Raw genomic sequence first — 13,421 nt, 5'->3', positions numbered from 1 at the left:
GCGGGGGGCCCCCCCCCGCCCCCCCCCCCCCCCCCCGCGGGGGGGCCCCCCCCCCCCGGCCCCCGCCGGGGGGGGGGGGGGGGCCCCCCCCGGGGGGGGGGGCCCCCCCCCCCCCCCCGGGGGGGTGACTCCACCGAGCCTCCGCCAACTCGATCGCAGGTCGAAAGGGTGGTGTGACTCGCCTGCGCTGGTCGCGGGCAGGGGTTCGCGCGGTAGAGGTCCGTCAGCCGTACACCGCCTCGCCGGCTACCTGCGAGGGCGATCCAGGGACTCGTTTCTCCGCGTGCGTGCGGCATGGCTGGGCTTTCGGTTACGGTGGACGTATGTCTACGCCCCGAGTTTCCTAGCTGAGGACCCGCTTCCACGCCAGAAGTGTGTCCTTTTGCTTTCTCGGAGCGTCATCTCATGATTACCGTTCGCGATGTCGAGTTGCGTGCAGGTGCCCGCCTGCTGCTCTCACACCTTTCCTTCTCCGTCTCCCCCGGTGACCGTATCGGCCTGGTCGGCCGTAACGGGGCGGGGAAGACCACTTTGATGACCGCCCTGGCCGGGGGGTTGAAGCCCGCTGGCGGGACGATCACCCATACCGGCCCGGTCGGGTTCCTCGCCCAGGACTCCCGCGCCGCCGACCCGGCGGTCACGGTCACTGACCGGATCCTGTCCGTGCGCGGACTGGATTCGGCGCTGCGGCGCCTGAGGGCAGCCGAGGCCGCGATGGCCGACGCCGCCGGCTCGGGGGCGCTGGAGCGGGCGATGCGTGCCTACGCCAAGGCCGAGGCGGCTTTCCACGCCGGCGGCGGTTACGCGGCCGAGGCCGAGGCCGCCCGGGTGGCGGCCGGGCTGGGCCTGCCGGAGCGGGTACTGACCCAGCCGGTGGGCACCCTCTCGGGCGGGCAGAAGCGCCGGGTGGAACTGGCGCGGATCCTGTTCGCCGGGAACGACGGTGTTCTGTTGCTGGACGAGCCGACCAACCACCTGGACGCTGATTCCATCGCCTGGCTGCGCACCTTCCTGCGCGAGTACCGGGGCGGTCTGGTGGTCATCAGCCATGACACCGCTCTGCTCGCCGACGTCGTGAACCAGGTCTTCCACCTGGATGCCACCCGGGCCCGGATCGACGTCCACAACACCGGCTGGACGGCCTACCTGGCGCAGCGGGAGACCGACCAACGCCGACGGGAGCGGGAGCGGGCGAACGTTGAGCGCAAGGCCGCGGCCCTGCACACGCAGGCGGAGAAGATGAAAGCCCGCTCGGCGACCGCGGTCATGGCCCGCAGCATAACCCGCCGCGCGGACCGCATGCTGGCGGACCTGGAGCCGGCCCGCCGCACGGAGAAGGCGGCCCGGATCAGGCTGCCCGAGCCGCTGCCCTGCGGCCGCACGCCGCTGGGCGCGATCAGCCTGTCCAAGTCCTACGGCGGCCACCGGGTGCTCGACGGGGTCGACCTGGCCGTCGACCGCGGCAGCCGTTTGGTCGTCCTCGGCCTCAACGGCGCGGGCAAGACCACCCTCCTGCGGCTGCTCGCCGGCGCCGAGCAGCCCGATACCGGGCGGGTGGTACACGGGCACGGGCTGCGGCTGGGCTACTTCGCCCAGGAACACGACACCCTCGACCCCGAACGCACCGTCCGGCAGAACCTCACGGACGCCGCCCCGCACCTGACCGACGGCGAGGCCCGGCGCGTTCTCGGGGCGTTCCTTTTCAGCGGGGACGACGCGGACAAGTGCGCCGGGGTCCTGTCCGGCGGGGAGAAGACCCGCCTCGCACTGGCCAGCATCGTCCACTCCGGCGCGAACGTGCTGCTGCTGGACGAGCCGACCAACAACCTCGACCCCGCCTCCCGCACCGAGGTCCTGACGGCCGTCGACTCCTACCCCGGCGCCATCGTGATGGTCACCCACGACGAAGGCGCAATCGACGCCCTGCGCCCCGACCGCGTCCTGCTCCTGCCGGACGCGGACGAGGACCTGTGGAGCGATGACTACCGAGACCTGGTCACCCTCGCTTGACCCGACGCGACCGTCTTCCCGGCCCCGCCGTTGCGGGCTCGACAGGCGGGTGGTGGAGCAGCCCCTCGCCGGGGCTGCTCCACCATTTCGTGGCCGTGCCCACGCATCCCCTTCGTCACGTTCACGTTCACGCACCCACCGTGCGCGACAGGCGCCCCATAACGGTCAGCGCTGAACAAGACGATAGAAACGGATGCGAGGTGGCGTCGCCCCCCCCCACTGGTTTGATCATCATCTGGAACCCTGGATGTACGGTCGCTGGACCCTACAACCTGCGCGGTACACCAGGGGGCCGTAACCTGGCCCCTCTCCTCAAGGACGGGACCGGGCCATCACGATTGCGGCTCGGTGATTGCCCGGCAATCATTCCCCGGGAGAACGGCGGCCAGGCGGCGGATGCCGGGCCGGATGCTGTATCGCGCCCGGGCCGGGCCGGCACTGGATCCTTCTGCTGAACCCCGCGACCGCGGAAGCGCCTGGCCAAGCGCGTTCCCATATATGGGACACGTCGATCACCGGGGGCAGCACCATTCCCAGATCCGGGAACCCTCCCGAGCTCGGGGCGCAGGGCGGCCAGCCCGACGGCGTCTGGCCTGCCACGGGCGTGGAACGGGGACGGGAAACGGCAGGTCAGAGCTCGGAAGCCGGCCGGCGATCCGTTGCAGGCCCCGTGGGGCCGCTTCCACACGTGGAAGCGGCCGGGGACGTCGTGACCCGGGGCTTTCGTCTTGCCTCCTGGCACTGGACGGCGGTGCAACACGGAGCTGCAACGCGGGCCCAGACCGGCCTTTGGCACCATCAGGAGCCGCTGACCCGTCAGGCCGTCCTGCGGCGCTTCGCCCCACCCGCGCAAGCCACCACCTGGGATTTCGCTCGCCCGCCGCGCCCCATCGGCCGGTGAAGTCTCCAGGGCGCGGCACTGCTGTTCCTCGCGGGCGATCTGCTGGGCGAGAACGTCGCGGTCGATGTAAGGGTCGACGGCGGTAAGGACCAGGCGCTGGAGTTCGTCCGGCTCCTTCGTCCGGCTCCAGCGCTTCCACCTCCCACTGCACTGGATGCTCAATGTCAAAACCATAGCTTCGGGGCGGGCTCGATCGGCATGCTCTTCAAGGAGAACGCCTCCATCTCCGGCGCCGAGGTCGGCTGTCAGGGCGAGGTCGGCTCGGCCTGCTCGATGGCCGCCGCTGCCCTTGGGGCAGGTGTGAGGGGCCCGGCGTGCACGCCGGGCCCCTCCCCTCTTTCGCCGGCCTTTTCTTTGCCCTCCTACCGGAACCGGGGCATCCGGTGTGGGCGTCCTCATCTGTGTCACAAGTCCCCGTCTCAGGAGAATCGAGGGGACGTCATGATCCACCGACGTTTCCGCCGGATCGTGGCCTTGGCCTCCGGCGCCCTGCTCACCGCAACACTCGCCTTCGCCGCTCCGGCCTCGACCGCCCCGGCCGGCCTCCGCATCCAGGCCCAGACCCAGACGCCGCTCGTGGTCAATGCCCGCTGGGGCGGGCACCCCACGTACGACCGGATCGTCATCGACCTCCAGGGGTACGTCCCCACGGCGACGGTCACCCCCGTTCCGAAGCTGATCCACGACGGGTCCGGCACGCCGGTGCCACTGCCCGGGAGGTACTTCCTGGAGATCCGCCTCAACCCCGCCGCCGCCCACGACGACGCGGGCGCAAACGTCTACCTCGGGCCCAAGCTGCAGCAGATCAACCTGCCCAAGCTCAAGGGCATCGCCCTGACCGGCGACTACGAGGGGTACGTGACCTTCGGCGCCGCCTTCGACACGCTGCCCTACTACCGGGCCTTCACCCTGCACTCGCCGGAGCGGTTCGTCGTGGACATCGCCCGCTGAACCCCCTCACGGGCCGGGGCCCGGGCCGTCGCCCCCGGGCCCCGGCCGGTCCGCTCGCCCGGGCCGCACACCGGGTCAGCTGGTCGGGCGGATCCGCATCATGTTTGGGTCGCCGTTGCCGAACCAGTCCTGCGCGCATTCGGAGCGGCCCGGAGCTGCCGCGCCCACCAGGCGGAGGCAGGCCGCCACGGCCCGCTGGCCGTGGGCGCTGGGGTGCATGGACTCCTCCAACGTGCCCTGCGTGTCAGCGTGCTCCACGAAGCGGAACCACTCGTTCTTCCGTCGTCCGCGTAGCCGGCGGCCCGGATGTCGTCCACGACCGCCGTGACCTTGGCCCGCACCCCGGTCAGCTTCTGCTCGACGACCGGCGCCTGCTTCTTCCAGCACAGCCGCTTGAGCTGGTCTCGGCGGCGAGCACGGCCGCGGCCACCCCATCGTCGTGCTCGCGGAGCATCCGCATGATGGTGGGCGGGGAAGGGGGCTGCCCCCGGGCACTGGCCTGGTGGCTCACCCGGACCTACCCCGAGCACGACCGACCCGACGCCAAGCCGTTCGAGCAGCAGCTCGACGAGTACCGGCCGAACAGCACCTCGTCGGCCCCGACGACCCGGACATGACCGCCCTCGTCAAGCTCCTTGCCGCCATCCTCACCACTGCCCAGGAAGCCGACCTGCCGGCACCCCTCCCGGCCGCCTCGTCCTGAGGATCGCCGTTCAGTACCTGATCCCCATCCCCACGGTGCTCCTCTGCCGACGCGGTCCGGGCCCATGTAGCGTCAGGGTCAGGGGGATGAGATGAATTTCGACGAGAATGAACCGCAGTCTGTTCGAGAGGAGCGCTTCGCCGCGGAACGGGCCGAACGCAGAGAGGCACGCAAGGCCGCGTCACTCGACTCGCGGGGAGCCCACCTCGGCGCCGCCATCGTGACCATCGCCCTGATCCTCCTCAGCTGGTACGGCAAGCCGGCCGCTCTGGGCGTCGTAAGCGCAGTCTTTCTACTCTGGTTCGCCGCAGCCCTCGCGTGGGCCTACGCCGACGAGAGCCATGGCCGGCACGCACTCCAGCGCGCGTACAACGTCACCTTCGGATGGGGCGACGGATTCTGAAAGACCGTTTCGTCTCAGTCCCCCGCCGCTGCCGTGCCGACGGCAGCCAGCGAGGTGCGCCCCTAAGGTCTGGCCTGAAATGATCTTGTGGCAGGCTGAGGTGAGTTGACGGACGTGGCGTGGGAGCGGATGGAGCCCTTGTTGCCGCAAGCGGACGGGCGTGGTCGGCCGTGGCATGATCACCGGCAGGTGGTCAATGGTGTGCTGTGGCGGTTGCGGATCGGGGCTCCCTGGCGCGACCCGCCCGAGTGGTACGGGCCGTGGCAGACCGTCTACGAGCGGTTCGCCCGATGGGAGGCGGACGGCACGGGCAAGGCTGCTGGAGCATGTGCACCTTGATGCTCGTTTCGTCTGCCATACCCCGACCTCACGCACCACATGCAAGCCCGTCTCTTCTAGCCATGCAGGGTCTTTTCTGGGGTGAACTGCGTCCTCCGCTCGGGTGAGGTACCCCCCACCCCTGTCGTGACGCAGAGCAGCCCGATACACCGACGCAGGTGATCAAGTGCGCGGCGATGTGGGTCGCCACGAAGCTCCGTTGGGACCTGGCCGCCGACGACGCCGAGCGCCGGGCCCTCCTCGGACTCGCCGAGTTGCCCCACGACCACCGTGGCCTACGAGACCGCTGCCTGATCCAGACCGGCCAGGTTGCCGCGCCGTGCCGATCGCACATCGTCATCGCGAAGTCCGAGAGAGGCTCCCCTGAAGATTCTCCGAAGCGACCGATCCGGTACCCAGGTCCGCGCTTCCGCCAGCCACACGAACGGCAGAAACACCGTTCCCCAGTCACCGGGCCGCCTGTCGGTACGGTGGGCCCGCCCGCCGTACGCGTAAGGGCGGTGCCGGCTATGAGGACAGGACGGAGGAGGACGGGATGACGGAGGCTGTGACAGGCGAGCTGGACAAGCGGGTGCTGGGACGCCGCTGGACCGTGCGACTGGACTCCGCCGGCCGTGGCAGTGCGGCGGTGCGCGTTTCGTGCAGCCGACCCTCCTGTCCCGATCAGCGTCTGCCGTCCGCGGCCGCCGGCCGCACGGCCGCAGCCGCCCACCTCACGTCCCACCTACGGGCCGCACCCGCTCCACGGTCCGACGCGTACTGCGCGTGCCGGGCCGCCAACTGCCGCGCCCACCTGCGGCCCACCAGCCGACACGGACACGGACGCGCCCGGCCCTGGCGCTGCGGCGGCGCCGTCGTCCTGGCCGTCATCGCCGATCGGGAAGGCCTCTGGTGGCAGGCCCTAGAATGCTGTTCACGGCGCAGCAGGCGTTCCAGGCGGGCCTGACAGCCCTCACGCGGCAGGTGGAGCGGGGAGGCGCCCACCGGCCGGTGCCGCGCGCCCACCGCGAGGGGTCGCGGTCGAGGGCGAGGCGGAGCCGGTGGTGGTGAAGCTGGGCGTGTGGGTCTCCAACACCAAAAGCCGGCGCCACAAGCTCAGCCCGGAGCAGCTGGAGGCAGTGCGGAAGCTGGGCATGGACTGACCGTGATCCCAAGCGGCCCTGTCCTCGAGCCGAAGCGCCGTGTCGCGGGGATCGTGACGGTTTATCCAACAACGCAGCAAGCCCAATCCTCGGGAGCCACGGTGGGGTGGATCTCCTTGAGCGCTGGGCCGGGTACGTCCGTGGCGTCCCGACAGCACGTGCGACGATGATCCAGATCTGTACCTTGTCCGCTTTCGCAGAGGCCACACATGAACAACCCCTTCCGGCGCAAACGCGGTACCAAGGTCACCTACGAGGTAACCGGCACAGGCTCCTTCGAGGTGACCTATGCCATCGGAGACCCTCTCAAAGGAGAGGAGAAGCAAGTCAAGGCTGGCGTCACGCCGTGGAAGCAGAACGTCGTGATGTCGAGCATCGATGCGATGCCCATGCTCACGATCATCACGTCCAACCCAGAACATCCCGACGGCTGGCTCCAGTGCACGATCTCCATCGACGGAGAACTCGCAGTAGAAGGGGCGGTGTCCTCGCGGTCAGCCAGCGCGACCTTCACAGCTCTGCCCGGAGCCACGGGCTGACAGCAGCGGGCTGCCCTCACGCGATGGGTGGAACGGGAAGGCGCCCACCGGCCGGTCCCGCGCACCTACCGTGAGGAGGTCGCGGTCGAGGGCGAGGCGGAGCCGGTGGTGGTGAAGCTGGGCGTGTGGGTCTGCAACGCCAAGAGCCGGCGTGACAAACTCATCGCCGACCAGCTCACCGCCCTCGCGAAGCTGGGCGTGGACTGGGCGTGACGGGCTGCCTCGCCCGTCGTTGCGCTCCCCCCGCCCCCGCACAGGACCGATGCGCCGGGATCGGGGGATGTGCCTGCTCTACGGTGCGGGCAGTACAGCCGCCCGCTTGCAGGCTAGGTTTGCCTTGGCTTCCGGGGGACCGGGGCCATAGCCCTTACCTACAGGGTCAGAGGTGGCCTGAAGCGCACTGGTGCACCTGTCGAACTTTTTGGCGACTCCGTCTTGACAGGCATTCATGACGATGTCCGATAAAGCATGTCCTCCGTTCGCGGCCACGGTACCGATGCAAGCGCTGTAGGTAGCACTTGCGCTTCCGGCGCCCGCAATGATGCCTGCAGCAGCCAGAGCGAGGCTCGATACGGCTACGACAAAAAACTTAGAGCTCGTCACACGATCATGAATCGTGTTTCTTGAGGCGTCTCCAGCAGATGAGGCTGCAGGCGAGGGAGACGAACGCGTCGTGGAGTTCGGTGCGGCGTTCCCAGCGGACGGCGAGTCGTTTGAACTGGTGGAGCAGGGCGAAGCTCTGCTCGACGACGTAGCGGAGTTTGCCCATGCCCTTGATGTCCGGGGCTCCCTCGCGGGAGATGACCGGCAGGATCCGGCGTTTACGCAGCTCTTCCGGGGCTGTTTGTTCGAACAGGGTCAGGACGGACGCAGGCCGGAAGGGGACACCAGCCGAGCTCGGGCCGCGGCGCGTACCTCGGGCGTCTCCATCGGATCATCTCGCAGTAGGGCGATCCGTCCCAGGGTCTCCGGGCTCGCGGGTGCAGAGGCGATCCCCAGCAGCCGCGCCGTCTCCTCGCAGTCCCAGAGGGACTCGGTGTACGCGAAGTCAAGGCCGTCCCTGTTGATGGCGGCGAGCGCCTCCAAGTACGCGGTCCGCTCATATGAGTGCGGGGTGTGCAGCCAGAAGCGCCACAGGTAGGACACAGCATCGTCGGCGTCGGGCCCGAATCGGGCCAGGCGCCGAGCCGTCCGATCGGGGCCGCACCAGGCCCGCGCCGCCCATTGCTCCGCGAGTTCTTCCACGAGTCCCCCCAATGCCTCGGGCCCGGGGTGGTCGGCCAGGACGTCGGCACCCAGCTGCGCCAACCACGCGCGTTCGTCCTGCGCCCAGCTGTGCGCTGCCGGTACGGCGGCGGTGCCGAGGCGTTCAACGGCTCGCCTGAGAAGGGGCAGGGGCCGGCGAGCGTCCGTGGTACCCAGTGAGGGGACCAGCGGGATCAGTTCCTCAGCGGGCTCTCGGCTGTTCAGCGCACGCAGTGCGTCGATCTTCGTGGCGCCTTCCGTACGGGCGTTAGCAAGCAGGGTGAGGAGGTCTGCGGTACTGAGCCCGGTCAGTGACGGCCGCGTTTTGGAGGGCCGGTTCTGTACTTCAATCCCAAACCGCGTCCACGGCTCGAAGAACCACGGAAGCTCGGCTTCTCCGCCGATTCGAGTGCGTGCGACGTCACCGAGGTCGTCCCACCACTCCGGCGGCCAGCCGACCGCTACCGACTCCAGGACGCGGACCCAATGCTCGCCTCTCCGGACATAATCCCGAAGCCCCTCGCGGGCCTCGTCCGATCCGGCGAGGGCCAGCAACTCCAGGACGTCGCAGGCCCGCAGGCAGGCCTCCTCGTCCCCTGCCAGATGGTCCACGATTGGCGTCGGGGACAGCTCCAGGCCCCGGACGAGCCGCGCCAGGTACAGAGACCGGTCGTCGGTCCCGTCCCAGCGCCAGTCACGGCGGATCCCGTCGTACACGAACGCGGCGGCTCCCTGCGGATCTTGGAACGCGCGTGCCACACCCAGGCCACGCCCCCGTTGAAGCAGGCCCTCGACAGAGTCGGGCTGGGCGTATGACATCTCGTACTCATCGCTCATCACCCGGCACTCTGCCCGACTCGGGCACCGCCCCGCCAGGCGATATCGGTCGGGGCCACTGGACGGCCGTTCCCGTTCTGGTCGAACACGCCCAGCCCACGACGAGGCTGGGGTGCTGTGAACTGGCGGAGGTCGAGAATGTCGACGGATCTCGCCGTCCGCGGCGGCGGTGGGTGGCGTACGGCAGGAGGATCGTCGCGCAGGCCCGGGTTGGACACCCGCGCCTTGGCCTGGAGCTTGCCTGCGCTGGGCAGAGCTCACCCAGCGGACAGGAGATCCCGTGCCGGCCGAGGGCCGCCTGCCCGGCCGCTCGTCGTTCCCCTCGCTCCGCAAGCCGGGCAGCTGGCCGGTCGGTATCACCAGTCCGTCTGAAGGCAGCCTGGACCGTGCCGACTGGAACCGGCTGATCGAGATCCGCACCGAGCACAGCCCTCAAGGGCCGGACACCCGCTGCCTCGCCTACTACAGCCCGCTGGGGCCAAAGGGCTGAGGACTTCGACAACCTCCACGTCCGGGCCGGCCGGCTCACGGACGCCAAGGCCCTGTACGACCACCCCGAGGAGGAGTTCTGGAGCCCGTCCAACCTCTGGGCCCGCGACCGGTCCTGGGTCCTGTGCACGGACTTCGACTTGTGGTCCACCAAGGTCGCCGGCCCGGCCGCGCTCGTCGAGGCCCTCCTCGACGAGTCGGAGATCGAGGCCGTACGACTGCCTCTGAGCTCCTGACGTGGGTCGTGCTGCGATGATCACCCACATGAGCGGCGCTGACAATCCGACGAACTCGCCCCCCTCCCCCAGGGTCACCCGCCTTGAGTGGGGCCTGATGGAGATCGAAGGCCTCACGCCGGGCAAGGACTTCGTCCTCTACCCGGGCGGCGGGCACGCGTGGGACTGGGCCGAGCACGGCACCCGGCACCTCCCCGGAATCCAGCCCGGGGACGTACAGGCGCTTCTCGAACGACGCGTCGAGGTCATCGTCCTCGGCCTCGGCATGCAGCGACGGCTCCAGATCGCCCCACCGACGAGGGAACTCCTCCGGGAGACCGGGGCGGCATTCCACGCGGACGAAACGCCCGCGGCCGTCGAGCTCTACAACCGCCTGGCGGCGGGGACCCGGCCCGTGGGCGGCCTCCTTCACTCCACCTGCTGAGGCCGGGCCCCGACACCGTCGCCCCGGCCACGGGAAGTCGGACAGCCCTCACGAGGCGTCGCCGTCGCCTTCCGCGGAAATCCGCTGCGCGGCCGTGAAGACGAGCATGCTCTGGCCCTCCTGGAGATACGCCGACAGCTCCTTGTCCCGGCCGCTGACGGCCACCATCAGCCACCAGTCGCCCTTCGTGTACTTGACCAGTTCGCCGCGCTCCCGGCCCTTGGCCCACCCCAGGCGTTCCAGCTCGGCCCCCGCCGCACTCCGGGCCGTGGTGGCCTCCGAGGTCGTGACGGCCCCGAACCAGTCGAACATGTCCGGGCGCTTCACACCATCGCGTCCCTGACTGGTCTTGCCCGTCGTCGGGTCGATGCCGGCTGCGCGGAGCGCGGCCACGACGTCCGCCTCGACGGTGTCGCGCATCGGCGCGGCGGGCGCGGACCCTGTGGCCGCGGACGCGGAGGGCACAGAGGGAGACGGCTCCGCGGGGGAACCGCCCGACGATCCGCTCGAGCCACAGCCCGTCATGACGACGGCTGCGGCAAGCACGAGCACACCACGTTCGGCCAGTGATCCGGTACGCCTGGTCATGGTGGTGCACTCCCCCGTGGTGATCAAAGCGTGAGTGTCTCATCCGCACCCGCCGGACACGCTTTCAGGGGTGCCCGGACCGCGGCCGGCGCTTCACCGGCCCGCCGGCCACCGGCCGCGACCGGGCCGCCCCAGGGCGCCCGCGACCGCCCCAGAGGCCGGGGCGAGCGGCTCAGGCCCGGGGTTCCAACGCCCCCAGGCCCAGGGTCCGGAGCGTGTGCTCGGCCATCTGCAGGTGACCTACGGCGTTGGGGTGGGCCGGGTCGTCGAGCCAGGCGATCGGGTCGGCGCCGTCGAAGTGCGCGTTCCAGTACGCCTCGTGGTCGACCAGCAGCGTGCCGGTCTCCTTCGCGAGATCCCGTACGGCCTGCGCGTACTCCGGGAGCGTGCCGCGGGCCTCGCGGCCGGCGACGCTGACGAGCACCGGGGTGTGCAGGACGATCTGCGTGTCCGGACCCGTGCGCTCGACGATCCGGCACATGGCGTCCCGGAACTCCGCCAGCCCGGCCAGGCCGGCGCGTGCGTCGTTCGTGCCGAGCGATATGGACAGGACGTCGGGCGCGAAGCGCCCGATCAGGTGCTCGTAGGAACCGAGCACGTCCACGGCCCGCCATCCGGAGACCCCGGTGTTGACGACGATGTCGGTCAGCCGGTCCAGCTCCCATCTGACCCGTTCCTGCAGGTGTTCCACCCAGCCCCGCGCGCCGTGGGTGTGCAGTACGGCCTGGGTGATGCTGTCCCCGGTGGCCACCCAGGTCATGGGCGCTGCAGAGAGGCGGATCATGCCGTTCTCCTCCAATGTGTGGTCGCGGCCCCGGCGGCAGCCGAGTACGGGCTGCCCGAGGTCCTGCTCAAGATCAAAAACATAGCGCCTCATTCATGCAGACCCGATCGACCAGGCGCGATGTCTCGTCCACAGCCGATTCCCCGATGCGCTCTCCGTGGTCCTCGCCGGCTCCACTGCCACTGGACGAGCCACTGCCAGTAGTGACCTGGACCTCGCGGTGCTCATCGAGGACGGCGGAGTGACGTATCGGGAGACGATCCGGTTCGAGGAGCGCGTGGTAGAACTCTTCGTCCACACCCCTATCGGTCTCCTGGAGCTCTTCGCGGCGGACGTCGCGGCACGCCGGGCGGTCCTGCAGAACATGTACGCGTCCGGTTTCGTTCTGGTCGATTCCCAGGGCGCGGCCGGGCGCGCCCGCGCCCTGGCCGAAGCGGACCTGCGCGAGGGCCCGCCCCCGCTGGAACCGGAGGCCGTCGACACGAAACGCTACGGTTTGACGGACGCACTGGACGACCTCGGCGACGCGGGTGACCCCATCGAGCGGCTGGCCGTGGCCGGGTACGTGGTCAATGCCGCGGCGGAACTGCTCTGCGACCACCACCACGCGTGGATCGGCGGCGGGAAGTGGTTGCCCCGCCGCCTGCTGGAAGCCGACCCCGAGCGCGGGGCCGCCCTTCTCGACGGACACCACCACTTGTGCGGGTCAGGCGATCCCGCGGCACTGATCGGCGCGGCGTCGGAGGTTCTCGACCTCGTCGGCGGCCCTCTGCGCGAGGGCTACCGCAGGGCCTGGCACGGCATCAACGAGTCCGTCTCCGCGGCGCGGCGGGTGCACGGCTGATCCCCGGCGCCTCGTGAAGCGGCCGGGGCCCGCTGCTGGAGCGGTCGGTCGGGTGACAGTGACGCGGCCGCGGGCTGACACCACCGCACCGTACGTTCGAGAAGAACCCGCCCGAACGTACGAGGCCGTGCACGCGCCCGTTACGCGCAGGCCAGTCCGTTCAGCCGGCTTCGACACTTTCCGGCGCCGGAGGAACGCGGCGCGGAATGTCGAACTCCGGGTACCGCTGAAGAGTGCACGGTCAGCCGTGGGTCGGTGAGAGCGTGGCGACCTGCCGCCTTTGTCAGCACCTGTCGTCCTGAGGGTGCCGTGCGGGGGTTCGTGGGAGAGCCTGCCCTGCCGTCTGCCGGCCCGGGGCGCTGGTTGTCCGGAAGACGGCCAGCGCGGGCACGTCATCGGGGCCGGGGAGTTCGACGACCCGGTGGTCGAGGCTGCCTGTGATCATCACCGCGAGCAGTGCGAGGTACTCGCGCTGCATCTCCGGGCTGAAACCTTCCTCCCCCGGCATCGCTACCAGCGCCTGATGGCCCTGGGCAAGAAGCCCGCAGGTGTCCTGCACCGCCCGGACAACAGCCTCGAACCGCGCCGGGGAAAGCCGGGCACGCGCCATCTGCAGGTATAAGTCCAGCACATCGGCACCACCGGCCACTTCCCGGGCGCCCGCATCACGTTCGATCACGAGCACCAGCCTTCCCGACCCAAGACCAGCCACACCCCACTCCCCCGCACAGCACAAAAGGCCGGGACGCATGACGGCCCGAACAGCGGAGCGAACCGGCGAGTACCGGGACGCGCACTCCGCGCCCTGACCGGCTCCGCCCGATGAAAGCGCCTGTCCCTGAGGCCCCCGGGGACTGGCGCCCTTTCCTTTCACGACGCCGTCCGCGGCGAAGGGGCCGGGGGCAGCCGCAGCGCTGCTGTGGAGCACGAAGGCCGCGGCGGGGGCGATCCTCACCACGATAGTTACCGACGCGTTGGGCCGTAAG

16 protein-coding genes and 2 pseudogenes are annotated in these 13,421 nt (G+C 70.1%); 12 read left to right on the top strand and 6 right to left on the bottom strand.

Translation table 11 applies throughout. The features are described 5' to 3' along the window. Positions 1–405: 405 nt before the first annotated feature. The 3 genes and pseudogenes from ACFY7H_RS24990 to ACFY7H_RS24980 all read left to right on the top strand — a co-directional run bounded on the left by ACFY7H_RS24990 (position 406) and on the right by ACFY7H_RS24980 (position 3,862). Complete coding sequence (locus ACFY7H_RS24990) at positions 406–2,010, top strand: ABC-F family ATP-binding cassette domain-containing protein (RefSeq protein WP_388941765.1); 1,605 nt, start codon at positions 406–408, stop codon at positions 2,008–2,010. Positions 2,011–3,094: 1,084 nt separating this feature from the next. Further along, a pseudogene (locus ACFY7H_RS24985) lies at positions 3,095–3,203 on the top strand (L-serine ammonia-lyase, iron-sulfur-dependent, subunit alpha); the annotation flags it as partial. Positions 3,204–3,352: 149 nt separating this feature from the next. Beyond that, the gene (locus ACFY7H_RS24980) at positions 3,353–3,862 is read left to right on the top strand and encodes a hypothetical protein (protein WP_388941762.1); all 510 of its coding nucleotides are present in this window, start codon (positions 3,353–3,355) and stop codon (positions 3,860–3,862) included. A gap of 75 nt (positions 3,863–3,937) precedes the next feature. On the opposite strand, the gene ACFY7H_RS24975 is transcribed toward ACFY7H_RS24980, so the two are convergent. Further along, positions 3,938–4,120, bottom strand: a complete 183-nt coding sequence (locus ACFY7H_RS24975; protein WP_388941759.1) for a hypothetical protein — start codon at positions 4,118–4,120, stop codon at positions 3,938–3,940. 200 nt (positions 4,121–4,320) lie between these two features. On the opposite strand from ACFY7H_RS24975, the gene ACFY7H_RS24970 reads away from it, so the two are divergent. From ACFY7H_RS24970 to ACFY7H_RS24945, 6 genes and pseudogenes are all read left to right on the top strand, one after another. Further along, positions 4,321–4,479 (top strand): hypothetical protein, encoded by a 159-nt coding sequence (locus ACFY7H_RS24970; protein ID WP_388941757.1) that lies wholly within the window; start codon positions 4,321–4,323, stop codon positions 4,477–4,479. Positions 4,480–4,656: 177 nt separating this feature from the next. Continuing rightward, positions 4,657–4,968 (top strand): hypothetical protein, encoded by a 312-nt coding sequence (locus ACFY7H_RS24965; protein WP_388941754.1) that lies wholly within the window; start codon positions 4,657–4,659, stop codon positions 4,966–4,968. Positions 4,969–5,097: 129 nt separating this feature from the next. Beyond that, a pseudogene (locus ACFY7H_RS24960) lies at positions 5,098–5,305 on the top strand (transposase); the annotation flags it as partial. A 1,042-nt stretch (positions 5,306–6,347) separates the two neighbouring features. Next, on the top strand, positions 6,348–6,449 hold the full coding sequence (locus tag ACFY7H_RS24955) for a helicase associated domain-containing protein (protein WP_388941751.1): 102 nt from the start codon (positions 6,348–6,350) through the stop codon (positions 6,447–6,449). A gap of 209 nt (positions 6,450–6,658) precedes the next feature. Beyond that, positions 6,659–6,988: a hypothetical protein gene (locus tag ACFY7H_RS24950; protein ID WP_388941748.1), complete on the top strand. Its 330-nt coding sequence runs from the start codon at positions 6,659–6,661 to the stop codon at positions 6,986–6,988. A gap of 27 nt (positions 6,989–7,015) precedes the next feature. After that, a complete protein-coding gene (locus ACFY7H_RS24945; protein ID WP_388941745.1) occupies positions 7,016–7,201 on the top strand; it encodes a hypothetical protein in 186 nt (61 codons plus the stop codon). A 394-nt stretch (positions 7,202–7,595) separates the two neighbouring features. Here ACFY7H_RS24945 and ACFY7H_RS24940 read toward each other — a convergent pair whose 3' ends face one another. Further along, positions 7,596–7,757 carry a hypothetical protein gene (locus ACFY7H_RS24940; protein WP_388941742.1) on the bottom strand — a complete coding sequence of 54 codons (162 nt, stop codon included), beginning with the start codon at positions 7,755–7,757 and terminating at the stop codon, positions 7,596–7,598. An 89-nt stretch (positions 7,758–7,846) separates the two neighbouring features. Then, positions 7,847–9,070 carry a hypothetical protein gene (locus tag ACFY7H_RS24935; protein WP_388941740.1) on the bottom strand — a complete coding sequence of 408 codons (1,224 nt, stop codon included), beginning with the start codon at positions 9,068–9,070 and terminating at the stop codon, positions 7,847–7,849. A 280-nt stretch (positions 9,071–9,350) separates the two neighbouring features. Between ACFY7H_RS24935 and ACFY7H_RS24930 the strand changes: the two genes are divergently transcribed. Together ACFY7H_RS24930 and ACFY7H_RS24925 are read left to right on the top strand one after the other, a co-directional pair. After that, on the top strand, positions 9,351–9,560 hold the full coding sequence (locus ACFY7H_RS24930) for a hypothetical protein (RefSeq protein WP_388941737.1): 210 nt from the start codon (positions 9,351–9,353) through the stop codon (positions 9,558–9,560). A gap of 263 nt (positions 9,561–9,823) precedes the next feature. Continuing rightward, positions 9,824–10,219 (top strand): Mth938-like domain-containing protein, encoded by a 396-nt coding sequence (locus ACFY7H_RS24925; RefSeq protein WP_388941734.1) that lies wholly within the window; start codon positions 9,824–9,826, stop codon positions 10,217–10,219. A gap of 48 nt (positions 10,220–10,267) precedes the next feature. Here ACFY7H_RS24925 and ACFY7H_RS24920 read toward each other — a convergent pair whose 3' ends face one another. Both ACFY7H_RS24920 and ACFY7H_RS24915 read right to left on the bottom strand, forming a co-directional pair. Next, positions 10,268–10,639 carry a hypothetical protein gene (locus ACFY7H_RS24920; protein WP_388941732.1) on the bottom strand — a complete coding sequence of 124 codons (372 nt, stop codon included), beginning with the start codon at positions 10,637–10,639 and terminating at the stop codon, positions 10,268–10,270. Positions 10,640–10,979: 340 nt separating this feature from the next. Continuing rightward, positions 10,980–11,591: an SGNH/GDSL hydrolase family protein gene (locus tag ACFY7H_RS24915; RefSeq protein ID WP_388941729.1), complete on the bottom strand. Its 612-nt coding sequence runs from the start codon at positions 11,589–11,591 to the stop codon at positions 10,980–10,982. A 91-nt stretch (positions 11,592–11,682) separates the two neighbouring features. On the opposite strand from ACFY7H_RS24915, the gene ACFY7H_RS24910 reads away from it, so the two are divergent. Further along, on the top strand, positions 11,683–12,435 hold the full coding sequence (locus ACFY7H_RS24910) for a nucleotidyltransferase domain-containing protein (protein WP_388941781.1): 753 nt from the start codon (positions 11,683–11,685) through the stop codon (positions 12,433–12,435). A 283-nt stretch (positions 12,436–12,718) separates the two neighbouring features. Here ACFY7H_RS24910 and ACFY7H_RS24905 read toward each other — a convergent pair whose 3' ends face one another. Next, a complete protein-coding gene (locus ACFY7H_RS24905) occupies positions 12,719–13,120 on the bottom strand; it encodes a hypothetical protein (protein ID WP_388941726.1) in 402 nt (133 codons plus the stop codon). Between the last annotated feature and the right edge of the window lie 301 nt (positions 13,121–13,421).

The sequence above is a fragment of the Streptomyces sp. NPDC012794 genome, from assembly GCF_042901085.1.
In the GTDB taxonomy this organism is placed as follows: Bacteria; Actinomycetota; Actinomycetes; order Streptomycetales; family Streptomycetaceae; genus Streptomyces.
The sequence above is the reverse complement of the archived record's forward strand: the minus strand, read 5'-3'. Positions and strand labels throughout refer to the sequence as shown.